This window comes from Geoalkalibacter subterraneus (genome assembly GCF_000827125.1).
GTDB classification, from domain to species: Bacteria; Desulfobacterota; Desulfuromonadia; order Desulfuromonadales; family Geoalkalibacteraceae; genus Geoalkalibacter_A; species Geoalkalibacter_A subterraneus.
In genome coordinates, this window is the sequence record NZ_CP010311.1 from 2958825 (window position 1) to 2984002 (window position 25178).

Consider the following 25178-nt stretch of genomic DNA (forward strand, 5'->3'; position numbering starts at 1 on the left):
TCTCTGCCAAAGTCTCCGCGCCTCTGCGTTGAGATTTTTCTTAGCGTTCTTAGAGCCTTAGTGGCTCCCCTACTACAAAACATCCTCCGACAACGTCCGCGACATAAGCGCCCGGTTGTAGGCCGAAACCATATCGCGGCGCGAGATGATCCCCACCAGCTTGCGCTTGTCATCGCGATCCACCACCGGCAGCTGCTCGATATTGCGGTAGCCGATTCTGCGCATGGCGGCATCGAGGTTTTCGTCCTCGGTCACGGTGATCACATCGAGGGTTGCAAGCTCCTTGATCACCACCAGGTCCATCAACTCTTTCTCGAACACCGCGCCGAGAAAATCCTGCACTGAAATGATCCCCGTCAGCCTGCCCGCCTGATCTACCAGCGGGAAATTGGTATGACGGGTGGTGGCGATGAAATCAGCGAACTGGCCCAGAGTCATGTGTTCAGGGACGGATTCGGGGTCGCGCACCATGACCTCGCCGACCCGCAGCGATTTCATAATGTTGCGCTCCTTGCCCGCCTCCAGGTCGATGCCGGCCTTGGACAGCTCCACCGTATCGAGGCTGTCTTTTTTGAAATGACGGCTGATGGCGGTGCCGATCACGCAGGACAGCATGATGGGGATGATAACCTCGTAGCTTGCGGTCATCTCGAACAGCAGAAAAATGGCGGTCATCGGCGCATGGGTCGCCGCCGACAGAAAAGCCCCCATCCCCACCAGCGCATAGGCGCCGGGCGAAATACCAAAGGTGGGAAAGACCATCTGCAGCACCTTGCCGAACGCGCCGCCGGTCACCGCACCGATATAGAGCGCCGGGGCAAACAGGCCGCCCGGCAGGCCGGAGCCGAGAGTGACGGAAGTCGCCAGCGCCTTCATCAGAACCAGCGCCGCCAGGACATACCAGATCCCCTCGCCGTGCAGCACGCGCTCCATGAAATGGTAGCCGTTGCCGAACACCTGGGGAAAACCGATCCCCATGATCCCTACCAGCAGGCCACCGAATATCGGCTTGACCAGTCGGTGCATGCGCAGGCGGTCAAAGGCCTCCTTGATGCGATAATGGATATCGATAAAACCCGATGCCAGCACGCCCACCAGCATGCCCAGAACCAGGTAAAAAACCAGCTCCCAATGATTGCTCAGGGCATATGGGGGCACCGCAAAAGCGGGAATGTTACCGAGCAGCGCACGCGACACCACGGTACTCATGCCGCTGGCGACCACGATGGAGGTGAAACTGGAAAGTTCGAAGGAAGAGAGCAGCACGATTTCGGTGGCGAAGAAAACACCGGCGATAGGGGCGTTGAACGTCGCCGCCACGCCGCCGGAAACCCCGCAGGCCACCAGCACCTTGAGGCGATCGCCGCTGACGCGAAACGCCTGGCCGAACTGGCTGCCTACCGCGCCGCCGATCTGGGCGATGGGCCCCTCCTGCCCGGCAGAACCGCCGGTACCGATGGTGATCGCTGAAGCCGCGCCCCGAGTAAAAATGGTGCGCATGGGGATCTTGGCGCCGCGCAGATTGACGATTTCCAGAAAGCGTGGAAAACCGTATTTGAGGTCCCTCGGAAAGAAAACGCCGAAAAAAATCATCAGCAAACCGCCGATGACGGGGAAGATAAAAACCAGCAGCCGTCCCCAGGTCCAGTGGTCGAAGGACACGCCGAACAGATCAAGCCCCTGCTTGATGATCGCCCACTCGAAAAATTCGATGGTGACGCGAAAAACATAGTTGCATAGCCCCGACAGCAACCCGATCACCACCGCCATGGCAATCATGAAGGTGTTTTCGCTGATGCGGAAACGGGTCTGGAAGGCTGTGCTCAGGCCGCGCAGGCGGTTAAAGACGATTCTTTTGTAAAAAGGCTGTGATTTCACGTTGGCAGCCAGTTTGCCCCGTAAAAAACGGGACACTGTCAAGGGGAAGAGGAAAAACGCACCGAGCCGCACTGTGCGGCAAAAGAACGACTCTTTATGCTATTTTTTTTAAAGCCAGGAATCAACCCGCAATCGGGGAGACGGGAGAAAAAATTCTGTAGGGAAAGGAAGATACCCCCGGGAGAGGAAAAATCAGCTGCCTTGCCCCTGCGCGAAACAGGCCGGGCGGATGATGCTGGAGCCGGGCGAAGTTTTCTTGCGGGTCAGAAAAGCCTGTGCTTCCTCTGCCGGGACGGCCGGCGAGAAAAGAAAGCCCTGCCCCTGATGACAGCCCTTTTCTCGCAGCAGACGTGATTGCTCCTCTGTCTCCACACCCTCGGCAATGATCTCCATGTTCATGTTGCGCCCGAGCGCAATGATGGAACCGGCAATGGCGGCATCATTCTGATCGCGGTCGATATCGCGCACAAAGGACTGGTCGATTTTGAGCTTGGAGATGGGGAAGCGTTTGAGGTAGCCGAGCGAAGAATAGCCGGTGCCGAAATCATCAATCGCCAGATGCACTCCGCGGATTTTCAGATCGGTCAGAGTCATGATGGTGTCTTCGAAGTTGCGCATGGCGATGGTTTCGGTGATTTCGAGTTCCAGCCAATGGGGATCAAGTTCACTTTCTTCCAGCACCGCATCGACATGGTCAATGAAATCGGGCTGCCGGAATTCGCGCGCGGAGATATTGACTGCGAAGCGCACAGGGGCATAACCCTGTATCTGCCAGTCCCGCGCCTGCCGGCAAACCGTCTGCATCACCCAGTGGCCCAGCGGGACAATCAGGCCGGTTTCCTCCGCCAGCGGAATGAATTCGCCGGGAGACACCATGCCGTGCTCCGGGTGATTCCAGCGCAGCAGCGCTTCGAAACCGACCAGCTTCCCGCTGCGCAGATCGAACTGCGGCTGATAGAAGACCTGCAGCTGGCTCTCTTCCATTGCTCTGCGCAGATTGCCTTCCATAATGAGCAGATCGCGGGTCCGCAGGTTCATCTCCGGACGATAGAATTGATAGTTGTTGCGCCCTTCCTCTTTGGCCCGGTACATAGCCGCATCGGCAAATTTGAGCAGACTTTCTGCGTCCTGGGCGTCGTGAGGGTAGAGACTGATGCCGATGCTGGTGCTCAGGAACAGATCCTGGGGCCCGGCGCGAAAGCCGCGCCCCATGGCGCGCAGGATATTGCGGGCCACCACCGCCACGGTCTTCATATCCTCGACCTGCGGCAGAACCACGACAAATTCGTCGCCTCCCACACGCGCCACCAGGTCGCTGCCGCGCAGGCTTTCCAGCAGGCGGCCCGATACTTCGCGCAGCACCTGGTCACCCGTTTCATGGCCGAGAGAATCATTGATGTTCTTGAAGCGGTCGAGGTCGAGAAAAAGCAGGGCCAGCGGCATTTTCTCTTTTCGCGCGCTTTCCATCATCTCCCGCAGCCGCTGGTTGAACCTCAGACGGTTGGGAAGATTGGTCAATGGATCATGGTGGGCCAGATAATTGAGGCGATCCTGATTCTCCCGCAAGGTCGCCTCCACCGCCAGACGGTCGCTGATATCGCGCGCTGCCTGGATGATGCCGCGCAGAGAACCGTCCGGATTCCACAGCGGCGAAGCGCTGACCTCGAATGTGCGGGTGCGTCCGTCGCCCAATAGATGACGATGGACCACCCGCGCCGTCTTGCCGGTGCGACGCACCTCGCGCAGCGGGCAGATTTCCCCATCTTCGCTGCAGGGCCGCTCGCTGCCGTGCACCACACGGTAACAGCGAAGCTCGGCAGGCGCATCCTTGCCGGGCGGCAGATACATGCGCGAAGCCTGATTCATCATCAGGATGCGGTGTTCGGTATCGACGACCATAGTGGGATCAGCCACACCGTCGATCACCGTCTGCAGAAAGCCCCTCTCCTGCTGCAGTGCATCTTCGGCTTCCCGGCGACGCGCCGCCTCACGCCGGGCTCCGATCATCTCGTGCAGGCGAAAAATCTGGCAGGCGGCCAACACCATAGCGCTTGCACCCAGTGCCCACTGGGCGACAATCGAGGCTTGCTGAAGAGATAAAAAGGTCATGAAGATCCCATCACATCGGTTCAGACTGGCGACAAAGAACTGTCGGACAGTCTTTTAACTGCCGTCAGACAGCCATTTCGCGCAGCCATTTTACCGGCATCATTAAAAAAAGAAAGCGACAGCAAACAATCTTTAACAAACCGCAACCCTTAGAAACCAGTCATAACATGATTCTAAACATTTTTTGCGTCTACATCATCCTCTGGAAGTCCTCCACTGATGCACACCCGCCTCACAACAGATATTTATTAGGTGCAAAAACCATGTCGAAACAGCAGGAAAGGGCACAGGCGATTGACAAAGATCGGCTGATCCCTCTATCCTGCGTTCTGATTCCGTGCTTCAAACACCCCCCTTTCTTCTACCGAAAGATGCCTCATGTGCGGCGCTAATTCTCCCCAGCACCTTCCTGCCAGCAAAGCCGAAATGGATTCCCGCGGTTGGAACGAACTCGATATTCTGCTGATCAGCGGCGACGCCTATGTCGACCACCCTGCTTTCGGAGTGCCGCTGCTGGGTCGACTTCTGGAAGCTGAGGGATACCGGGTCGGCATCATCGCCCAGCCTGCGTGGAAAGACCCCGAGTCGTTCCGCGTCATGGGACGCCCGCGCCTGTTCGCCGCCGTATCGGCCGGTGCGATGGATTCCATGGTCAACCACTACACCGCCGCCAGGAAAGTGCGCAACAACGACGCCTACACCCCCGGCGGGCGCAGCGGAGCGCGCCCCGATCGCGCACTGATCGCCTACACTGCCGCCCTCAAGGGAGCGTTCAAGGGACTGCCGGTGGTGATCGGCGGCATTGAGGCGAGCCTGCGCCGCCTGGCCCACTACGATTACTGGCAGGATAGAGTCCGCCGCTCCGTGCTGGTGGACAGCAAAGCCGACCTGCTGGTGTTCGGCATGGGCGAAAGACCACTGCTGGAGATTGCCCGCCGCGCGGCCGAAGGCGAACCGTTGAAAGAGATGCTGGACATCCGCGGCACTGCCGCCATGGTCAAGGATGAACCCGACGACGCCGTGCGGCTGCCGCCTTTTGAGCAGGTGCGCGACGACCGGCAGGCGTACGGTGAGGCCTTCCGTTTAGCTGCCGAAGAGAACAACCCGTGGAGCGGACGCCCCCTGACACAGGCCTACGGCAATCGCTGGCTGCGCATCAACCCGCCGGCACTCCCCCTGACGGAAGAAGAGATGGACAGGCTCTATGCCCTGCCATTTACGCGTCTGCCGCATCCGAGCTACACGGAAACGATTCCCGCCTTCGAACAGATCAGATTTTCCATCACCTCGCATCGCGGCTGCGCAGGAGGCTGTGCCTTCTGCGCCATCACCCATCATCAGGGCAAGGCCATCCAGTCACGCTCGCTGGAGTCGGTGCGCAGCGAAGCCGAGCAACTGACCACTCATCCTGACTTTCGCGGCACCATCAGCGATATCGGCGGCCCCACCGCCAACATGTACGGCATGGCCTGCAGCGATCCCCAGGCCCGCAGCAAATGCCGTCGCGACAGCTGCCTTTATCCGCGCATCTGTCCCAAACTCACCGCCGATGGCCGGAAGGCCACTGAGTTGTTACGGGCCGTTCGTCATATTGAGGGCGTACGCCATGTGTTTGTCGCCTCCGGCATCCGCTACGACCTGCTCGACCATCAGCAGGAATACTTCGAGGCCCTGCTGGAACACCACGTCGGCGGCTTGCTCAAGATCGCCCCCGAGTCGGTGGTCGATGAGGTGACGGCCATCATGCGCAAACCCGGCGCGCAGCCGCTGGAAAAATTCCTGCGTTACTATTACGATGCCTGCCGGTGCAGCGGTAAGCGCCGCGGGGTGGTCCCCTACCTGATCGCGGGGCACCCCGGCTGCACCCTGTCGCACATGGTGGATACCGCTCTTTTCCTGAAAAAACACAACCTGAGGGTCGAGCAGGTGCAGGAGTTCACCCCCACACCGGGGACGGTTTCCACCTGCATCTGGCACACCGGACGCGATCCTTTTACGGGCCACCCGGTACATGTACCGACCGATCCCAGAGAACGCCGCTTGCAGAAGGCACTGCTGTTGTGGCATCTTCCGGAAAATCGCAGGGAAATTGAGGCCGCGCTGCGGGAATGCGGGCGGGAGAAGGACGGTCGTTTACTGCTTGGCGGGAACGGAAAAGACTCCGGACTGAAAGAAAAGAGCAAAATCCAGGGAAAGAGAAAACGGCATCAGCGAAAAGCCTGAACCCTGATCAATCCTGCCACTGATCGAGCTTCGATTGAATGAAGTCCACCACCGCGGCCTGTTGCTGCTGACCATTGCCGGTCACGGTCAGCGGCTCGCCGAACGCGAAATGGACGGTTTTCTGCGGACGTATGGGACCGAAATCCTTGATGAAGCGGCCGTTGCTCCAGGCATCGGTCTTCAGAGCCACCGGAATGACCGGAACTTCGGCGCGCTTGGCCAGTTTGACGCCGATGGTATTGAAATGCGCGGGATCGAACTGATCTTCGCGGGTGGTCTGCGGAAAGACAACGATGGAAACTCCGGCGGAGAGCCTCTTCGTCCCCTCTTCCATCACCACCTTAAAGTCCTCGCGCGGGTTGGTCCGATCCACCACCACCGGGTCGCGGGTCGCCATGACATGGCGGAATACGGGATATTCCATCAGGCTGCGCTTGATCACGAAGGTTAGAGGGGTGAAGGGAACCAGCAACCCCGGCAGAACAAAGGTCTCCAGGGTACTCATATGGTTGCCGACGAAAACACAGGGACTGGATAGCTCCTTGAGATGATCGCGCCCTTCAATGGAAAAGCGGACACCGACTTTTTCCAGCGCCTCGATGATATCGCGACTGCTCGCGGCCCAGGCTTCTTCGTCATAGACATTCGTTCTGGCCATGCGACTGGAGCGCAGCACGATGCGCAACATGCGGCTGTAATAGAACAGGGAAGGCAGGAGACTATAGGGCCATGCAGCGGCGCCCTCGGCAGTCTGATAACTATCGGTCAAAAAGTCATGTGATTTCACGGAACAAAAGACTCCGGTAAAGAATTGCCCTATGCTGAACAGCTATGAATTGCCTTCAATTTAGGCGACTCGTGCCGCTGCCGCAACATAAAACTGGCCAACCCGCATTGAAATCCGCTTGAGCCAAAACGTGCCTCCGCTGACACGCAATGCCGAATCTGAACCCACAATCCACAAGGGGAAAGGCCATGCCTCCGACGCCCACTCCCAGCCCGACAGGACAACGCTTTCTTACCCCGGCCCAGACGGCGGAGCAGATTGCAGCCAACGGCGAGCGCGTCCTGCGCCAATCAATGTCACGCACAATTGTTCTGAGCCTGCTGGCAGGTTTCTACATCGCCTTCGGTGCGCAGTTGGCCACCATGGTCACCCATGACACCATCCCCATCATCGGCGACGGGCTGACACGCTTTGTCGCCGGCAGCGTCTTTTCCCTCGGACTGATGCTGGTGGTGGTCTGCGGGGCGGAACTTTTTACCGGCAACAGCATGCTGACCAAGGCGGCACTGCATGGACGCATCCCCTGGCACAAAATTGCTCAGAACTGGGTGGTGGTCTTGCTTGGCAATCTGGTGGGGTCGTTTTTTTTCGCCTGGCTGATGTTTCACAGCCAGTTATGGGAGAGTGGACAGGTGGCACAGCGCGCCATCGCCATCGCTGAAGCCAAGACCGAGCTATCGTTCGGCGCGGCCCTCATCCGCGGCATCCTGTGCAACTGGCTGGTGTGCCTGGCCGTGTTCATGGCCACCGCGGCCCGCGACGTGACGGGGAAAATTCTCGCCTGCTATGTGCCGATCATGGCTTTTGTCGCCAGCGGCTTCGAACACTCCATCGCCAACATGTACTTTATCCCCACCGGACTTCTGCTCGCCCGCCTGCCGGGCTTCGAGAGTGCAGATCTAACTTGGGGCGGGTTTATGGCCAATATCGTGCCGGTCACTCTCGGCAACATTATCGGAGGGGTGGTGTTCGTTGCGCTCGCGTACTGGTTTATCTACCTGCGCGGCAGCCGTATTCACTGATATGTATTCGCTGGGCACCTGCCTATTTATTCAATTGCGTAAAGACATGACATAGTCAACCACCGCATCCAGTTTTTCCTCGTCCAGTCGGCTGCTGAAAGCCGGCATCTCCTCGCCGCGGCCGTCGTGGATGCTGGCGAGAATCGATTCGCGCTCGCCGCCGTAGATGAATTCGGGGCCATGCAGGGACGGCCCCTTGTAGCCCAACCCGCCGCTGCCGTCCGAACCGTGGCAGGGCGCGCACCAGGTATTGAAAAGCGATTGCCCTTCACCGCCGGCGGGGCCTGATGAGCCACTGCAGCCTGACAGGAAAAAGAGTCCTGCCGCCAGAAAAATTGCGGCCATCCCATTCGATCTCAAGTTAAGCATGTGAGTCTCCCTTTTTGTAACTGTTCGGCATGGGGTCGTCACTCCCATGACAAGGGCCACTTTTCGCCATCCCTGGCCGTTTGATTGGCGCCCTCCCTGGCGCCAAACACCCTTGACATGGGAGTGACGACCCCGCGGGGTGAATAGATACCCTTTCTTCCAATAATCCAAAAACGGAAAAATATGTTCAAGTTCTGCTTACGTTCACAAAACAAAAACATCTCAACATTTACAAACAAACTCGCAAATTATTGCAAATACGGATCGAATTCAATTGCAGTCGCAGTCCTCCGGGGCACGTTCGCCCTCGCACCGACAGGCCGCCCCGTCCCGACCGCAGGTACGCCTCAGCCCGGGACGGCGAAAGAACAGTTTCACCGCAAGCCCGGCAAAGGCCAGGAGAAAGAAAAGAAAAACCAGAAGGAAAACTTTCATGACAACCATGAATCGGGAGGAAGAGCTTAAAGACCGAAATCATCGTAGAGGATATTTTCAGGCTCGACGCCAAGATTTTCAAGCATTTCGCGAACGGCAACCAGCATCATGGGCGGGCCGCAAAGATAATACTCGCAATCCTCGGGAGCGGGATGGTCCTTGAGATAGTTTTCATACACCACCGTGTGAATAAAACCTGTCGGCCCGTCCCAGTTGTCTTCAGGCAAGGGTTCCGACAACGCAACATGCCAGCTGAAATTATCATGTTCGCTGGCCAGTTTTTCGAACTGGTCGTTGTAGAACAACTCCTTGAGACTGCGCGCACCATACCAGTAGGAGATTTTTCGTTGGCTCTTCAAACGCAGCAGAAGATCGAAGATGTGGGAACGCAGCGGCGCCATGCCGGCACCACCGCCGATATAGACCATTTCGGCATTGGTGTCCTTGTGGAAAAAATCGCCGAAGGGGCCGGAGATGGTGACCTCATCCCCCGGCTTGAGACTGAAGATATAGGATGACATCTTGCCCGGCGGCACTTCCGGGTGGCGGGGAGGCGGGGTCGCGATCCTGACATTGAGCATGATAATCCCTTTTTCGTCGGGATAATTGGCCATGGAATAGGCCCGCTCGATCTTCTCCTTGACGACGGAACGGTACTGCCACACGTTGAATTTGTCCCAGTCCTCGCGGAACTTCTCCTCGATATCAAAATCCTTGTACTCCACCTCATGCGGAGGCGCCTCGATCTGGATATAACCGCCGGCGCGAAAATCGACATCCTCCCCTTCCGGCAACTCCAGCACCAACTCTTTGATAAAGCTGGCCACATTGCGATTGGAACGCACCCGGCAGCGCCACTTGCGGATATCGAAAATTTCGGCGGGCAATTCGATCTTCATATTCTGCTTGACGCCGACCTGGCAGGAAAGGCGATAGCCTTCGCGGGCGTCTCGGCGCGAGATGTGGCCCGTCTCCGTCGGCAGGATGGCGCCGCCGCCTTCAACCACTTTGACCCGGCACTGCCCGCAGGTCCCGCCGCCACCGCAGGCGGAGGGGATAAAGATCCCGTTCTGCCCGAGCGTCTGCAAAAGCTTGCTGCCGGGGCTGACCTTGAGGGACTTGTCCGGGTCATCGTTGATGGTGATGCGCACCTTGCCGCGCGGCACGAGAAAATGACGCGCGGTGACGATGACCGCGACCAGCAGCAGAATAATGCCGGTAAAGAAAGAGACTCCGAGGATGACTTCAAGCATTAAAGTAACCCGTACTTATAGTTGGATTCCGGAAAAGGCCATAAAGGCCAGGGACATGAGCCCCGCAACGATGAAAGTCATGCCAAGCCCACGCAACCCTTCTGGAATATTGCTGTATTTGATCTTGGTCCGGATTCCGGCCAGGGCCACAATGGCCAGGGCCCAGCCGGTGCCGCTGCCCAGGCCGAACACAATGCTTTCACCGAAATTGTACTCGCGCTCCACCATGAAGAGAGAACCGCCGAGAATCATGCAGTTCACGGTAATCAGCGGCAGGAAAATACCCAGGGCGTTATAGAGTTTGGGTACGTATTTATCGAGGATCATTTCGAGAATCTGCACGATAGCGGCAATGACCGCGATGTAGCAGATCAGCCCGATAAAGGTCAGATCGACCTGATCGAGCCCCGCCCAGGACAGCCCCCCCTCACGCAGCAGGTAACGATAAATCAAGTTGTTGACCGGAACCGTGACAGTCTGCACCACGATCACGGCAAACCCGAGGCCCACGGCGGTATCAACCTTCTTCGACACGGCAAGAAAGGTACACATGCCGAGAAAGAAGGCCAGCGCCATGTTCTCGATGAACACCGCCTTGATGAAGATGTTGAGATATTCTTCAATCATTTGCCGACCTCATTCTCTTCGATCTGCTCAGGCTTCCAGGTACGCAGGGCCCAGATCAGAAACCCGATAATGAAAAATGCGCTGGGCGGAAGAAGCATCAAACCGTTGCTGACATACCAGCCTCCATCCTGGGTCAAGGGCAGGATCTTTATCCCGAGCAGGGTTCCCGATCCGAACAATTCCCGCAGAAAGGCGACCAGCAACAGGACAAGACTGTACCCGAGACCGTTGCCGATACCATCGAGGAAGCTCAACCCCATCGGATTTTTCATGGCAAAGGCTTCCGCACGCCCAAGCACGATGCAGTTGGTAATGATCAACCCGACAAAAACCGACAGCTGCTTGCTGATATCTGGCATGAAGGCCTGCAGAAACTGGTCGACGACGATGACCAGCGAAGCGATGATGGTCATCTGCACGATGATGCGGATGCTATCGGGGATTTCACGCCGGATCATGCTGATGGCGGCATTGGAACAGGCCACCACGAAAATGACCGCCGCCGACATCACCAGCGCGGTTTCCAGGCGCGTCGTAACCGCCAGCGCAGAACAGATGCCGAGGATCTGCAGGGCGATCGGATTGTTGTCGAAAACAGGACGAAACAGTGCGTCACGTGCTCTAGTCATGTAAACCCTCCTCGCGCATACGCTTGAGATACGGGCCAAAACCGTCTTCGCCCAACCAGTAGCGCAGCAGGTTGGTCACCCCGCGGGATGTGGCCGTCGCCCCCGACAGGCCATCCACCTGATACCGCGCCCTGGGGTTGTCAGGATCAACGCTCCCCTTGATGACCTCGATGCGGGGAACCCCTTCCTCATCCGCAACCTTCTTCCCTTCCCATTTGGCCAGCCACTGGGGGTTGTCCACCTCCCCGCCGAGCCCCGGTGTCTCGCCGTGCTCATAAAAACCGAAACCCGAGACGGTGCGAAGATCGGATTCAAGAGCGATATAACCGTAAAGAGTTGACCACAGTCCCTTGCCGTGGACCGGCAGCACAACCTGTGAAAACCGGTCACCGTCGCGTATAAGGTAGACGGGAGCGTAGCGGGCACGCCGCTTGATATCGGCCAGATCCTTATCGGGAGAAATCGTATGCCCCAGCTCGGAGTCGGAAGCCGCCCGATACTGGTCGAAACCTTCCACATCGACCGCATCGGTATAGCTCCCGTCAGCCAGCTTTACCATGCGCGGCACGACTTTTTCCTCCCACAACTGGGCCACATCGGCATCCCTGGTCATCAGGTCCGCAATGGCCAGCACTTCGCGGTATTGAGAGAGGCGCGCGTCCCGCTCTTTTTTTGCCCGCAGCCCGGCTGCTGTGCCGGACACCAGCAGCGAGCAGACAAAGCAGACCAGAAAGGCAACAAGAAAAGTACGTGCGACGGAATCATTGGCCATGAAGAGAAACCCTCTTGCGGATATGAGCCTTGAGCACAAAACGATCGATAACGGGAGCAAACACATTGCCGAACAAAATGGCCAGCATGGTCCCTTCAGGAAAAGCCGGGTTGACCACCCGCACCAGGATCAGCATAACCCCGATCAGCAAGCCGTAAAACCACTTGCCCGTATCAGTCAATGTCGAGGAAACAGGGTCGGTCGCCATGAATACCAGTCCGAAAGCGAAGCTCCCCAACACCAGGTGCCAGATAAACGGCATGGCGAACATAGGGTTGGTACTGCTGCCGATCCCCTGCAACAGGATAGTCGTGCCCAGCGCACCGATCAGCACTGCCAGCATGGTGCGCCATGAAGCCACTCCGGCAACCAGCAGAATCAATGCCCCGACCAGGCAGGCGGCAAGGGAGGTCTCCCCCATGGAACCGGGGATGGTGCCAAGAAACGCCTGCAGCCAATCGACATTGTCACGGACCGCGGCCATCCCTCCCTCGGCAGCCAGCGCCAGAGGGGTCGCTGTGCTGACACCGTCCACCGGAACATAGACGCTGCCGGAGAACTGCCCGGGGTAGGCAAAAAACAGGAAGGCGTAGCCCGCCAGGGTTGGGTTGAGAAAATTACGGCCGGTCCCGCCGAAGATCTCTTTGCCGAGCACGATGCCGAAGCTGACCCCCAGCGCCACCTGCCACAGGGGGATCGAAGGCGGCAGGATCAGAGCCGTCAGCAGAGCCGTCACCCCCCATCCTTCGTTCATCTGCAGGCCGCGAACCACGGCGAAAAGCGCCTCCCAGAACAGCGCGCACACCGCACTGATCAGCAACACCGGTACAAAGTGCAGAGCGCCGAGCAGCAGATTGTCTCCAACATAGGCCGGATCGTGCCCGACTCCCAATAGCCGGAATACCGATTCGTGCCAGCTGAAGAGCTCCTCCATGCCTTCGCGCTGCATGGCGAGATGCATCTGGTACCCGGTATTCCACATCGCCATGAAAACGCAGGGCAGCAACGCGATGATGACGGTGAGCATGATGCGACGCAGGCTCATAGCGTCGCGTACGGCAACACTGCCGCTTGTATTTTGCGGGTTTTCCCGCCACAGAGAGCGGAACATGATTTTCACCGGCGCCATCCGGTCTTTATGTTGAGGGGTCTGCATCAGCCTTCCTTTTCGATTTGATCAAGCATCTCCCGCAGCATGGGGCCGAAGTCGTTTTTCCCCGGGCAGGCGAAGGTGCAGGTTGCCAGGTCCTCCTCGTCGAGCTCCAGGCAGCCGAGCGCCAGCGCCTCCTCCATGTCACCCACCTCCAATGCCCGCAATAAATAGGTGATCGGCAGATCAAGGGGGAACACCTGCTCATAGGTCCCTATGGGGTAGATCGCCCGGCGCGCCCCGCCCCGGGCAGTCGTCAATCGGCGAGGACGCTGACGGTCAAAAGCACCTTTAAACAGGCAGCGAAGAGAGAAATCGTTCCCCCCCGGACGCAGCCATCCGAGAGCGGAGCCCGGTACGCCTTCCTCCAATGCCGTGATCTGGTTGTGGTAGCGACCGAGAAATGCCAGGGGGCCTCGTGCGGCACGACCATCCAGCACAGAACCTGACAGAACGCGCAGATGCGGGCCTTCAAGTTCGTCGCGAATGAGTTCATCGATGGACGCCCCGATGCGGGTTCTGATCAATCGGGGGCGCTGAACGCCGGGACCGCCCAAAGAAAGAACCCGTTCCGTCGGAATTCGCCCCTGAGTAAATAGGTGACCAACGGCACACACGTCCTGGTAACCCAGGTGCCATACCGCATGCTGCAGCCCTACCGGAGAAAGATAATGAATATGGGTACCGGGCAGTCCAGCCGGATGAGGTCCGGCGAAGGTGACGCGCTGCCCCGCAGAGCAGTCCGGCAGCTTCGCATCGGGCGCGGCACAGAGATAAAGAGGACCGTCGGTCAATGTGGAAAGGACTTTGACGCCGTTATTGAAATCCCCGGCACGCTCCGAGATGGCCACACAGGGGTCGGGTGCCAGAGGATGAGTGTCCATGGCTGTGATAAAGACCGCCTGCGGCGTTTCGCCAGGATTGGGAATGCGGCCAAAGGGGCGGCGGCGCAGCGCGGTCCACAACCCGGACGCCAGCAGGGTTTCGACAACCAGGTCGCGCTCCAGATTAGCAAGATGACTCTCGGGATGGAGGGCAAAAGACTCTTCATCATTGCCGTCGAGTTCGACCTCAACCGACAGAAATACCCGCTTTTCGCCACGGTTTATCGCCCTGATCCGTCCACTGCCAGGGCTGGTATAGACGACGCGCGGATTTTTCTTGTCGCTGAAAAGGACCTGGCCCAGCCGGACCCGGTCCCCCTCTGAAACTTCCATGGTCGGGCGCATGCCGGGGTAATCCGGTCCGACCAGCGCCACCCGGCCGACCTCGGGAGCATCTTCCACCTCCATGCGGGGCGCCCCGGCCAGAGGCAGATCAAGGCCTTTGTTAATAGTAAAAAAATTCATCAGATCACTTCAGGTGTCAGAGGTTGGTCATCGTGCCGAAAACGTACCGTTTAAACCCGCAGGAGCAGCCTGTCATAAATCAAGCAACCCGGCTGCCGCTCTCATCAGCTTCTGCTTCTCCTCCATCTCACGCAGCAGCAGGCTGTTGAACATGTCCTTGACTTCAGGTGATACCGCCTGCGTACTCATATCCTGATAGAGTTCAAGCAGCTTGGAATCAAGGGTCAGGGCCAGGTCGAGAACGTCGTCGAAGTCGTAATCGCGATCGAGGTCAACCTCCTTGAGAGGCGCAAAAATATCTTCGTCGTGGGTGTACTTGAACCAGCTCGACAAGACCTGCGGACGACTTTCGTCACGATATTCACGAATGCTGAGCGCCACCCGGTCTTCATGGCGCGCCATATAGTCGAGCAGCATCTTCACCCGGGGCGACGAGACTCTTTCGGTCAATGCGCGATACAATTCAGCGGTTTTGCGGTGAAAAAGGCCGACATGTTCCAGCACGTCGACAGTCTGCTCGAAACGCATCATCATTCCTCCATGGCCCCGAAAACACTGCCGGGGGGAAAGGTCGGGTTGCCTTGGATCGTTGCTGACATCTTACGGATTACAAGTATAACGGGCAAGTCGCACCTGTCCATAAGGTTGTAAAAATCCACAACGGACGAGCCTGAAACCAAACAGGCCAACCTGAACCACCCTGAACGTCCTTCGTTGACAGCCCCTCACCCCTCTGCTAAAAAAATTCGACATCCTTGGAAAAATTTTCCGCAACCCGTTATTTCCCAGCAAGGTTTTTCATGGGCTCTCGTACCCGCATCTACCTGATCCGCCACGGTCAGGTCGAAGGATTTGACAACAGGCGCTACAATGGCCAATCCGATGTTGCCCTCACCGCCGTCGGCCGCCGCCAGTCCCGGCAGATTACGGAGAGACTGGCCGCGCAGTCACTGACGGCGATTTACAGCAGCGACCTGTCGCGCTGTGCGTTTGCTGCACGCTGCCTCGGCGAACGCCACGGACTTGAGCCGCAGTTTCTCGCCAGCATGCGTGAACTCCATATCGGGGAATGGGAAGGACGTACCTGGCAGGAACTACAGGAAAAGCACCCCGATCAATGGCAGGCGCGTCTGGACGACCTGGTCAATTACCGGGTGCCCGGCGGGGAAAGCCTGCAAGAGATGGCACAGCGTGTACGGCCAACGGTTCAAACTCTCATCGCACGCCACCGCGATGCCGAAATCGCCCTGGTCGGTCACGGCGGCGTCAACCGCGTGATCCTCCTCGACGCCATCGGCGCACCGCTGGACCGCATGTTCGCCATCGAGCAGGATTACGCCTGCCTGAATATCATCGACTATTTCGATGACGGTCGCACGACCGTAAGACTGCTCAACGGTTGAGGAACGGCGGCCTCATACGACACGCCCACCACCGTCCCCGGGGAGACTCCTGCAATGAAAACGGCCCTTCTGCTCATCGGCCACGGCTCACGCATTGACGGCGCCAACGCCACCCTGCATGCTATCGCCGAAATGATCCGCAATCTCGCTGAATTCGACCTGGTCGAAGTCTCCTTCCTGAGTCGGGATACTGCCGAAATTCAGGAGAAAATCGACGCCTGCGTGCAGCAGGGGGCGCAATGCATTCTGCTTTATCCCTATTTTCTTTCGGCCGGCACTCACGTCCTGAACGATCTGCCATCCTTACTGGACGACGCCGCCCGCCGTCACCCTGATGTCAAGCTGACATTGGCAGAGCCCCTGGGGGCGCACCCCAAGCTGGCTGAGATTGTCTGTGAACGGGCGCGGGAAAAAATGGTCAAGGCAGGATGGATCTGAAATCGAGAAATCGGTAAGAAGAGAGGGAAAAAATCAGAGCCCGCGGGCTTTCTGGATGGCTTCACGGGCCAGTTCGTCACAGCGCTCGTTTTCAGGGTGGCCGGTGTGGCCGCGCACCCAGTGCCATTCGACCTCATGGCGACGGCTCAACTCCAGCAGGCGCTCCCACAGATCGCGGTTGGCGACATCCTTTTTCTGGCTGTTTTTCCAGCCGCGACGCACCCAGCCGTCAATCCACTCAGTGATCCCTTTTTTGACATATTGTGAATCAGTCGTCAGGCGCACCCGGCAGGGACGACGCAGGGCCTCAAGCCCGGCGATGGCACCGAGAAGCTCCATGCGGTTGTTGGTCGTCTGCGCTTCATAGCCGGACAGCTCGCGCACGTGGCCATCGTAGCGCAGCAGTGTCCCCCAGCCGCCGGGTCCTGGGTTGCCGGAACAGGCGCCGTCTGAGAAAATTTCAACGACCTTTTTACTTGAGGACATGATGCGAGCTTCCCTTGAGTGTCCTTGCCCGGCCATAAAAAAACAGGCAGAAAAAGTTCAGCCCCGCCGCGTTGCCGACGGCGGGGCCAACTCTTCATTTGGCGTCCCCAGGGGGATTCGAACCCCCGTCGCCGGCGTGAAAGGCCGGTGTCCTGGGCCGGGCTAGACGATAGGGACTTAAAAGATGTAAACAGCTGCCAAGGCTGCCGCTGGGATGACTCAAATTTCTTCGGTTTGCCAAAGTGTAAACAACCCCACTGCCGAAAGGCAGTGGGGTTGTCTTTTCTGGCGTCCCCAGGGGGATTCGAACCCCCGTCGCCGGCGTGAAAGGCCGGTGTCCTGGGCCGGGCTAGACGATAGGGACTTAAATGGTGAGCCGCGAAGGACTCGAACCTTCGACCATCTGATTAAAAGTCAGATGCTCTACCAACTGAGCTAGCGGCTCGCAACGGAGACCTGTTATATATTAACCGACGAAGAGGAGTCAACCCCTTTTTTGGTTTTCCTGCGATTTTTTATGTCGCTTTTTTAGAGCAACAACCAGAGGGCCATCACTCTCCCTGGAAGGGATTTTTGACCTGGATGGTCTGGTCGCGGCGAGGCCCCACCGATACCAGAACGACCGGACAGCCGGCAAGCTCCTCGATCTTGCGCAGATAGGCCTGAGCCTGCGGGGGCAATTCCTCCCAGCGCGTCACGTCGCAGATATCGGTGCACCATCCGTCGATCTCTTCATAAACAGGGCGGCACTGATTGATCACATCGAGATCATGGGGGTAGTCGGTCAGCAGGTCCTGGTGGTACTGATAACCGGTACAGACTTTGATCGATTCCAGGTCGTTGAGAACATCCATCTTGGTGATGGCCAGACCTGTCATGCCGTTGATGCGCACAGCTTCACGCAGAGCCACGGCGTCGAGCCACCCGGTGCGGCGCGGCCGGCCTGTGGTGGAACCAAATTCCTGCCCGGCCTGGCGCAGTCGATCGCCCATTTCGTCGTCAAGCTCCGAAGGAAAGGGCCCCTCTCCGACACGGGTCACATAGGCTTTGGAAATGCCGATCACCTCATGGATCAAGCGCGGCCCGATGCCGGCGCCGGTGCAGGCCCCGCCGGCGACAGTGGAGGAGCTGGTGACATAGGGGTAGGTGCCGTGGTCGATATCGAGCAGGCTGCCCTGTGCGCCTTCGAACAGCACGCTCTTGCCTTCTTCGATGGTGCGGTTAAGGAGTACCGAGGCACTGCCCAGGTATTGCTTGAGGCGCTCGGCATAGCCGCCGTACTCGGAGATGATCTCCTGCTCGTCAAGGGGAGCCTGGCCGAGGTATTTCTCCAGCAGGAAATTCTTTTCCGGCAGGAATTCTCGCACCTTGCGAGCGAACACCTCGGGCTGCACCAAATCGGCAAAACGAATGCCGCGCCGACCGATTTTGTCTTCATAGGTCGGGCCGATGCCGCGTCCGGTCGTGCCGATTTTGCGCCCGGCGCCGCTTTCGCGCGCCTTGTCGATGGCCACGTGGTAGGGCATGATGATATGCGTGTTGCCGTCGACCACCAGCTGAGAATCATCCTTGAGATAACCGCGCTTTTTCAGGTTTTCGATCTCCTGCAGAAAGACGCGCGGATCGAGCACCACGCCGTTGGCGATCACGCAGCGCTTGCCTTCGTGCAGAATGCCGGACGGAATCAGATGCAGAATCGTCTTCTCCTCGCCCACCACGAGGGTGTGCCCGGCGTTGTTGCCGCCCTGATAACGGACCACCTCATCGGCATATTCCGTGTAGATATCGACAACTTTTCCCTTGCCTTCGTCACCCCACTGGGCGCCGACAATCACAACATTGGCCATAAAAATAACCTCTCTCTTTTATGCAGTCAGAGAACTGAAATCACCCGCAAGCAGCGCATCCAGTCCGACTTTCCGGGTCGTGCCATCGGTGACACCGATGACCGTCACACCCTCCCCTGCCGGGCCAAGGGTCATGACATAGCGATAATTCATTTTTCCTGCGTACTGCAGACTTTCTTCCAGGTTGCGTGGATACATATCGCGGGCGGCTGCAAATCCTGCCTGCCGCAGAGCGCGTGCAAGGCGCTGCGCCACCATCTTGTCGGCTCCCGATTGGACGATGAGCACATCGATGGCGCCGGCACTGCGGGGGGCCAGAGTCCCATCGAGGGCAAACAGAAGGTTGAGCAGGTTGAAGGAGAAGCCGGTGGCCGGCGCCGGATAACCATAATGGGCCGTCAGGTTGTCGTAACGCCCTCCATTGCACACGGCGCGTCCCAGTCCGGGCAGAAAACCCTGAAAGGTAATGCCGGTATGATATTCATGGCCGCGAATTTCGCCCAGATCCAGCGTTACATGATCCTGAACCCCGTAGACATCGAGGAAGTCGAGTACACGGGACAGGTTGTCGAGAGCGCGGCGTGAACGCTCATTGCGCACGACTGAGGCGGCCTTCTCCAGCACATCGCGCCCCCCGAACAAACGCGGCAAAGCAAGGACTTCTTCGCGGGCCGCGTCGGAGATATCGGCATCGAAAAGCAATGCACGCAGACCGGAGTTGTCCTTGTGCGCAATCGCCGTCGCCACTTCACGCGACAGAGGGCCCTCCAGGGCGAGATTGTCCATGACGCCCCGGAAAAACTCCACCTGGCCGATATCGACGGTAAATTCCTTAGCTCCCACCGCCTGCAGCCCTTCAACCGCCATGGCGATCATTTCCGCATCCGCCTCGGGGCTGTCAAGGCCCACCAGCTCGACGCCGGCCTGCAGAATTTCGCGGTCCTTGCCGGCCTGCTGCTCGGCGTGGCGCAGGACGCGGCCGCTGTACGACAGACGCAGCGGTAGCGGCATTTCCCGCATGCGGGTCGCAACGATGCGCGCCACCTGGGGTGTCATATCCGGCGGGATCGCCAGCATCTGGTCGCCCTGCCGGTCTTCAAAACGAAAGGTCTTCTCGCGCAGATCGGCGCCGAGAGCCTTCTCCAGTACGGACAGGAACTCCAGCGAGGGCGTGATGACCGGCCGGAACCCCCAACGGGCAAAAACGTCTTTGAGCGTCTGCGTCAAAAACTCAATTTTGGCGGCCTTGGCCGGGAGAAAATCCTTGACCCCCTTGGGGAGCATGGTCTCGGGGGCGACGGTAGGCAACTTCATGACCTGTTCGGGTCCTTTCGGGGAAAAGAGGTCTCACCTCTGAGATGTGATGGCGTCGCAAAAACCTGGCAACTGCTTTGTTGCTGCAATTGCTCTCCTTACCTCAGCGTACTTTGGTCACTCCGATTCGTCAGCAGGAAGACTGACCTGCACAGCCGACAGAAAGCAATCGTGCGCACGCAGTCGCTCCAGCACGGTTTCGGGAATGGGGCTGTCCACGGTAATGAGCGACACAGCCTCTCCGCCCGGTCTGGTGCGTCGTGAAAGATTCAACCGCGCGATGTTGATGTCGGCCTCAGCCAGCATCTGTCCGAGAAAACCGATCACTCCGGGACGGTCACTATTGTGAACGACCAGAAGGTGCCCCGACGGAACCGCTTCAAGCTGGTAATCATCGATACGCACGATCCGCATGTCCGATTTATTGAACAACGCACCCGCCACGCTGCCGCACCGACTTTCCGATTCCACCGTCAGCCGGATGAGGTTGGAGTATCCCTCCGCCGACTGGTTGCGCACTTCCACCACCGGCAGGCCACGGTCGCGCACAAGGTGCGGAGCATTGACATAGTTGACCGTCTTGCCGAGCCGCGGCGCCATCAACCCTTTGAGCAGGGCCATCGTCATGGGCGCAGTCGGAAAATCGGTTACATCGCCGGCATATTCCACGGTCACCTTGTTGATCCCCTTGGAAAACAACTGGGACATAAAAGCCCCCAGCCGCTCCGCGAGATTGAGATAAGGGCGGATCAGCGGCAACAGCTCCGCACTGACGGACGGCACGTTGAGAGCATTGACGATGATCCCCCTGGTGAGAAAATCGACGACCTGATGGGCCACCTGAACGGCAATATTGATCTGGGCGTCGAGCGACAGGGAGCGAATATGAGGGGAGCAGACGACGCGGTCCATGCGTACCAGAGGATTGCTGTCGGCGGGCGGCTCTTTGGCAAAGACATCGAGCGCGGCACCGGCAACACGGCCGTCTTCTACGGCGCGGGCCAGGGCGGCCTCATCAATCAATCCTCCCTGTGCGCAGTTGATGATCCGGCAACCGGGGCGAACCCGTGTCAGGGCCTCCTCGTCAATCAACTGAAAAGTTTCGGAATTGAGCGGCACATGCAGCGTCAGAAAATCGCTGCGGGCCAGCAGGGTCTCAAAATCAACCTGCTCCCCGCCAAGCTGCCCAACCACATCTCCCGCCAGATAGGGGTCATAAACCAGCACGCGCATTTTAAGAGCTGCGGCCCGCTCTATAACCAGCCTGCCGATCTTGCCGGCGCCAATCACGCCCAGCGTTTTGCCGGAGATCTCCACACCGGTCAATCCATCCGCGGCCCAGCGTCCACCCTTCACTGCCCGGTCGGCAGCAGGGATATTTCGCGCCAGCGTCATGAGCATGGCGATCGCGTGCTCAGCCGAGGTGGTCGCGCTGCCGAAAGGGGTATTCATCACAACCACCCCTTTACGGTTAGCTGCCGCAAGATCGATATTCTCGACACCGATGCCGGCGCGACCGACGACCCGCAGCTTCGGGGCGGCGGCAAACAAATCCTCATCGACCTGAGTTCCGGCGCGCACCACCAGAGCCTCGGCGTCCGCCAACTGCTTCAGCAGTTCGCTGCGCTCGGCACCCGGCAGATAGACCACTTCGATCCCCGCAGTTTCCTCAAAAATTCGCAGACCTTCAGCGGAAAGCCTGTCGGTTACAAGAACCTTCATTATCCTGTTCGCCACCCTTTTGAAATTGTCTAAAACCCTTTTAAATCGGGCTTAAACCAAGTCTCGTACACTAGCAACAGGCAGCATCGTTGTCAAGAACAAAGCCCGTGACAACAAGGACTTCCGACACCGCAAAAAAGCCCCGCCATTGCAGAGTGACGGGGCTCTTGATGCATATATTTGAAGAGGATACCCCCGGGAAACCGAATGGCCGGCAAATCTCTCCCATGTCACATCAGTAGGTCCATTGAGACAGAAAATCCCCGACACACCAGGGTGCGCTGTGAATTAGAACCAAAGGCTCGCTTAAAAAATATCAGGTGTGCGATCGAGTCCCGCCCGATTCACGGCCTGCGGAGGCGGACATTCGAGCCATGCAGCGGGGACAGATCGTGGAAGTATCAATCTCGCTGCGATCCCCCCTGACCTGCACCCCAATGCCTGCTTTGGCCCCTTGAAACCGACCGCACCATGCGCAATATCGAAGCAAATGGCTTCTCCCGTCGATTGGAGTTGAATCCCGTGCTGTTGTGCACCGGCAACCGGCCCCAAAATTATTGCTTTTATTTCTAAAAGGTTATCAGAATATACGACTAGTGCAATTCACATTCTCCGCGCAGATAAGCCATCAGCAGGCGCACCCCAAAGCCGGTGGCACCTTTGGAAGCCAGGGGACTGCCTGAATCCTCCCAGGCCGTGCCGGCAATGTCGACATGGGCCCAGCTCTGCCCCTCGGCAAATTTCTGCAGGAAGGCCGCCGCCGTTATGGTGCCGGCAGGGCGGCCGCCGATGTTTTTAAGATCGGCAATCTCACTTTTGAGCTGCGCCGCGTACTCCTCCCACAGGGGCATCTCCCAGACTTTTTCTCCGCTGGCCTGGCCTGCGGCCTGCAGGCGTTGAACCAACGGCGCGTCACTGCCGAGCACCGCCGCCGCATGATGCCCCAACGCGATAACACAGGCGCCGGTCAATGTTGCAAGGTCAATCATCGTCCGTGGCTGATAACGGGCGCAGTAGGTCAGGGCATCGGCCAGGATCAGCCGTCCCTCGGCATCAGTATTGACCACCTCGATGGTCCGGCCGGACAGGGAAGTCAGCACGTCCCCGGGGCGCATGGCTGTTCCTGAAGGCATGTTTTCCACCGCAGGGATGACCCCAACCAGGTTGACCGGCAGCTGAGCGGAGGCGGCCGCTTCAAAGGTGCCGAGAACCGCTGCGGCCCCGGCCATATCCATCTTCATTTCATCCATTTTTTCCGCCGGTTTGAGAGAAATGCCGCCGGCATCGAACATGACCCCTTTACCGATCAGCGCCACCGGCTTTTCGTCCTCGGCCCCGCCGCGATATTCGAGCACAATGAGGCAGGGCTCGCGGCTGCTGCCACGCGCAACTCCCAGCAGAGCGCCAAATCCCTGCCGAGACAGCTCCTCCTCACCGATCACCTCGCAGGTCAACCGGGAATGATGTGTCAGGGCAGCGGCCCGCTCGGCCAGGTACAGGGGAGACTTGACATTGCCGGGCTCATTGACCAGATCACGCGCCAGAAAAACACCCCGGCAGACCGCCTGGGCGAGCTGCGCACCCTGCTCCACCGCCTGGTGATCAGCGCTGTTTTCCACCTGGCAAGCCAGCCGCGCCAGGCCAGGAGGCAGCTTGTCTCGTTTTTCCGTCCGATAACGATCGAAGCGGTAGCCTGCCAGCATCACACCTTCGACCACAGCCTGAGTACGCCTGGCAACAGGCTCGTTCTGCGGCCCGAGAATAAACATATCGGTGGCAAGTCGCGACACCCGGCGACCGAGAAGCTCCCGGGTCGCTACCGCAGCCGCCTCACGCAGGCGGTCAAGTGTACAGTCGGAGGACTTGCCCAACCCGATCAGAAAAAGATGGAGAGCCTTGAGCCCGTCCGGCCGGAGTTGCAATGTCTGCCTGAACTCACCGGCAAACTCGCCGCTGGTGCGCGCACTCTCCAAGGGCCTGCCGACGCGGGCCAGTAGGTCCTGCTGCCCGGCATCGTCCCAGCGGTCTTCGAACACCCCCACGACCAACGCCGGCATGTCGCTATTAAAAATTGATCCCTTCTCAACTGATAGATCCATAAGGTTTCGCCGTCCCTTTCTATTCCAGAAATGTTAACGCCGTATTGCAAACACGGCCATGAGAATACATCCTATCAACGACAGGAACAATCAATCGGCTTTGCCCCCCCGACCGCATACATCAAGAGCAAACCTTTTGCTGATGTTATACCAACCGGTTTCGATTTTAAAGTCACGGATCTTCACTCCAGTCGTGGTCCAACTTTGACATTCAGGCAGCAGCAAGTAAAATCCTCTCATAGCCGCCCACATAATAAGACAAAATACAAATCCTTTTCGCTTGGAGTCGGATATGAAGATCGCGCATTTTTGCCGTTCAGCTCTCCGTCTGCTCATCGTTGCCCTCGTGGCCGGCTGTGCATGGCATACGCCACAGCAAACAGGGGATGTCACTGAATATCTGACGCAGGACGGAAAAACAGGCCTGACCGGGCATGTCTACGTCAGCGATACATCCAATCCTCTCGCGGGCGCCTACGTCAATGTTTATCCCGACACCCTCTCGAATCTACTCGGACCTTCTCAATTCATCTCCAGCCCTACCGACGAACAGGGGCGTTATACCATCGAAAATGTGCCGCCGGGAACCTATTACATCGTCGCCCGCAAGCGCCAAAGCGGCCACCCGACCGGCCCTCTGGCCCCTGGAGATTACTACTCGCAGAACGAGCGCATTACCGCCGAGGTGAGGGCGGGCAAGCTGGCCCGCGTGGATATCCCCGTGGTCCCCATGAAAGCTCCCATGTTTTTCAAAAAAGCGGTCACTGATCAACGTTCGGATACCGGCATATGCGGAAGGCTGGTCGACCCGCAGGGGCAACCGGTGCCCGGCAGCTTCGCTATTGCATATCTGGATGATGATCTCAAGCGGGCCCCTGATTTCGCCTCCACTCTCACCGATCAGCAGGGGCGCTTCGTGCTGTACCTGCCTGATGGCGGCGAATACTATCTGGCCGGTCGTGTTCATGCCTGGGATATGCCGCGCCCCGGCGAGCCTTACGGCATTTACGGCAGCACAGAACCTGAACCGCTGAAAGTGGAAAAAGGATCGTTCATTGAAGAAGTGGAGATTTTAATGACGCCGTTTTCCGGGGAATACAAGCCCGGCAAAAGCCGTCGCCCTGCGATCGGCTCAGGGCAGGAAAAGTAGATTATTACAAATCCGACAGCCTCCTGAGGGGCCCTGAATATCTACCGTAAGGATTGTTGGTTGCCGACCTGATCATTGCTATTGCAGCAAAACCAGAACAATTTCATTGAAACGGC

Annotated in this window: 21 protein-coding genes and 3 tRNA genes; 5 read left to right on the forward strand and 19 right to left on the reverse strand. The window is 58.4% G+C overall.

Annotated features, from left to right (window positions below):
- Positions 1-72: 72 nt before the first annotated feature.
- Together GSUB_RS13795 and GSUB_RS13800 are read right to left on the reverse strand one after the other, a co-directional pair.
- Positions 73-1878, reverse strand: coding sequence for a chloride channel protein (locus GSUB_RS13795; protein WP_052465085.1), 1806 nt, complete (start codon positions 1876-1878; stop codon positions 73-75).
- Between the two features lie 192 nt (positions 1879-2070).
- Complete coding sequence (locus tag GSUB_RS13800) at positions 2071-3987, reverse strand: putative bifunctional diguanylate cyclase/phosphodiesterase (protein ID WP_052464938.1); 1917 nt, start codon at positions 3985-3987, stop codon at positions 2071-2073.
- 378 nt (positions 3988-4365) lie between these two features.
- Between GSUB_RS13800 and GSUB_RS13805 the strand changes: the two genes are divergently transcribed.
- Positions 4366-6210: a YgiQ family radical SAM protein gene (locus tag GSUB_RS13805; protein WP_040201327.1), complete on the forward strand. Its 1845-nt coding sequence runs from the start codon at positions 4366-4368 to the stop codon at positions 6208-6210.
- Positions 6211-6217: 7 nt separating this feature from the next.
- Here GSUB_RS13805 and GSUB_RS13810 read toward each other — a convergent pair whose 3' ends face one another.
- Positions 6218-6997, reverse strand: a complete 780-nt coding sequence (locus GSUB_RS13810) for a lysophospholipid acyltransferase family protein (protein ID WP_040201328.1) — start codon at positions 6995-6997, stop codon at positions 6218-6220.
- A gap of 188 nt (positions 6998-7185) precedes the next feature.
- Between GSUB_RS13810 and GSUB_RS13815 the strand changes: the two genes are divergently transcribed.
- Positions 7186-8019: a formate/nitrite transporter family protein gene (locus tag GSUB_RS13815; protein ID WP_040201329.1), complete on the forward strand. Its 834-nt coding sequence runs from the start codon at positions 7186-7188 to the stop codon at positions 8017-8019.
- A gap of 30 nt (positions 8020-8049) precedes the next feature.
- Here the strand turns inward: GSUB_RS13815 and GSUB_RS13820 are convergent, their stop codons facing one another.
- The 8 genes from GSUB_RS13820 to GSUB_RS13855 form a co-directional block, all read right to left on the reverse strand.
- Complete coding sequence (locus GSUB_RS13820) at positions 8050-8388, reverse strand: c-type cytochrome (RefSeq protein WP_158414095.1); 339 nt, start codon at positions 8386-8388, stop codon at positions 8050-8052.
- A 461-nt stretch (positions 8389-8849) separates the two neighbouring features.
- Complete coding sequence (gene nqrF, locus GSUB_RS13825; protein WP_040201331.1) at positions 8850-10076, reverse strand: NADH:ubiquinone reductase (Na(+)-transporting) subunit F; 1227 nt, start codon at positions 10074-10076, stop codon at positions 8850-8852.
- A 15-nt stretch (positions 10077-10091) separates the two neighbouring features.
- Positions 10092-10703: an NADH:ubiquinone reductase (Na(+)-transporting) subunit E gene (gene nqrE, locus GSUB_RS13830; RefSeq protein WP_235269839.1), complete on the reverse strand. Its 612-nt coding sequence runs from the start codon at positions 10701-10703 to the stop codon at positions 10092-10094.
- The gene (locus GSUB_RS13835; RefSeq protein WP_040201332.1) at positions 10700-11332 is read right to left on the reverse strand and encodes an NADH:ubiquinone reductase (Na(+)-transporting) subunit D; all 633 of its coding nucleotides are present in this window, start codon (positions 11330-11332) and stop codon (positions 10700-10702) included. Before GSUB_RS13835 ends, nqrE begins: the two co-directional genes overlap by 4 nt.
- Positions 11325-12104: a Na(+)-translocating NADH-quinone reductase subunit C gene (locus GSUB_RS13840; protein ID WP_040201334.1), complete on the reverse strand. Its 780-nt coding sequence runs from the start codon at positions 12102-12104 to the stop codon at positions 11325-11327. Before GSUB_RS13840 ends, GSUB_RS13835 begins: the two co-directional genes overlap by 8 nt.
- Entirely contained in the window at positions 12094-13260 is a 1167-nt protein-coding gene (locus GSUB_RS13845) for an NADH:ubiquinone reductase (Na(+)-transporting) subunit B (protein WP_052464940.1), read from the reverse strand. The genes GSUB_RS13840 and GSUB_RS13845 overlap by 11 nt, the downstream gene beginning before the upstream one ends.
- Positions 13260-14603 (reverse strand): Na(+)-translocating NADH-quinone reductase subunit A, encoded by a 1344-nt coding sequence (locus tag GSUB_RS13850; RefSeq protein WP_040201335.1) that lies wholly within the window; start codon positions 14601-14603, stop codon positions 13260-13262. The genes GSUB_RS13845 and GSUB_RS13850 overlap by 1 nt, the downstream gene beginning before the upstream one ends.
- 72 nt (positions 14604-14675) lie before the next feature.
- Complete coding sequence (locus GSUB_RS13855) at positions 14676-15134, reverse strand: ferritin family protein (protein ID WP_040201336.1); 459 nt, start codon at positions 15132-15134, stop codon at positions 14676-14678.
- Between the two features lie 269 nt (positions 15135-15403).
- Between GSUB_RS13855 and cobC the strand changes: the two genes are divergently transcribed.
- On the forward strand, positions 15404-16006 hold the full coding sequence (cobC, locus tag GSUB_RS13860; protein WP_040201338.1) for an alpha-ribazole phosphatase: 603 nt from the start codon (positions 15404-15406) through the stop codon (positions 16004-16006).
- Positions 16007-16060: 54 nt separating this feature from the next.
- Complete coding sequence (locus tag GSUB_RS13865; protein WP_040201340.1) at positions 16061-16444, forward strand: sirohydrochlorin chelatase; 384 nt, start codon at positions 16061-16063, stop codon at positions 16442-16444.
- A gap of 33 nt (positions 16445-16477) precedes the next feature.
- Here GSUB_RS13865 and rnhA read toward each other — a convergent pair whose 3' ends face one another.
- From rnhA to GSUB_RS13905, 8 genes are all read right to left on the reverse strand, one after another.
- Positions 16478-16930, reverse strand: a complete 453-nt coding sequence (gene rnhA / locus GSUB_RS13870; protein ID WP_040201341.1) for a ribonuclease HI — start codon at positions 16928-16930, stop codon at positions 16478-16480.
- A gap of 99 nt (positions 16931-17029) precedes the next feature.
- Positions 17030-17107, reverse strand: a tRNA-Glu gene (locus GSUB_RS13875).
- A gap of 109 nt (positions 17108-17216) precedes the next feature.
- Positions 17217-17294 (reverse strand) — tRNA-Glu (locus GSUB_RS13880).
- A 5-nt stretch (positions 17295-17299) separates the two neighbouring features.
- Positions 17300-17375, reverse strand: a tRNA-Lys gene (locus GSUB_RS13885).
- Positions 17376-17481: 106 nt separating this feature from the next.
- Positions 17482-18777, reverse strand: a complete 1296-nt coding sequence (locus tag GSUB_RS13890; protein ID WP_040201342.1) for an adenylosuccinate synthase — start codon at positions 18775-18777, stop codon at positions 17482-17484.
- An 18-nt stretch (positions 18778-18795) separates the two neighbouring features.
- A complete protein-coding gene (gene hisZ / locus GSUB_RS13895; protein ID WP_040201343.1) occupies positions 18796-20091 on the reverse strand; it encodes an ATP phosphoribosyltransferase regulatory subunit in 1296 nt (431 codons plus the stop codon).
- A gap of 117 nt (positions 20092-20208) precedes the next feature.
- Positions 20209-21813: a phosphoglycerate dehydrogenase gene (serA, locus tag GSUB_RS13900; RefSeq protein ID WP_040201344.1), complete on the reverse strand. Its 1605-nt coding sequence runs from the start codon at positions 21811-21813 to the stop codon at positions 20209-20211.
- Positions 21814-22406: 593 nt separating this feature from the next.
- On the reverse strand, positions 22407-23912 hold the full coding sequence (locus GSUB_RS13905) for a leucyl aminopeptidase (RefSeq protein ID WP_040201345.1): 1506 nt from the start codon (positions 23910-23912) through the stop codon (positions 22407-22409).
- A gap of 292 nt (positions 23913-24204) precedes the next feature.
- On the opposite strand from GSUB_RS13905, the gene GSUB_RS13910 reads away from it, so the two are divergent.
- Positions 24205-25062, forward strand: a complete 858-nt coding sequence (locus GSUB_RS13910; protein ID WP_040201346.1) for an MSCRAMM family protein — start codon at positions 24205-24207, stop codon at positions 25060-25062.
- Positions 25063-25178: the final 116 nt, after the last annotated feature.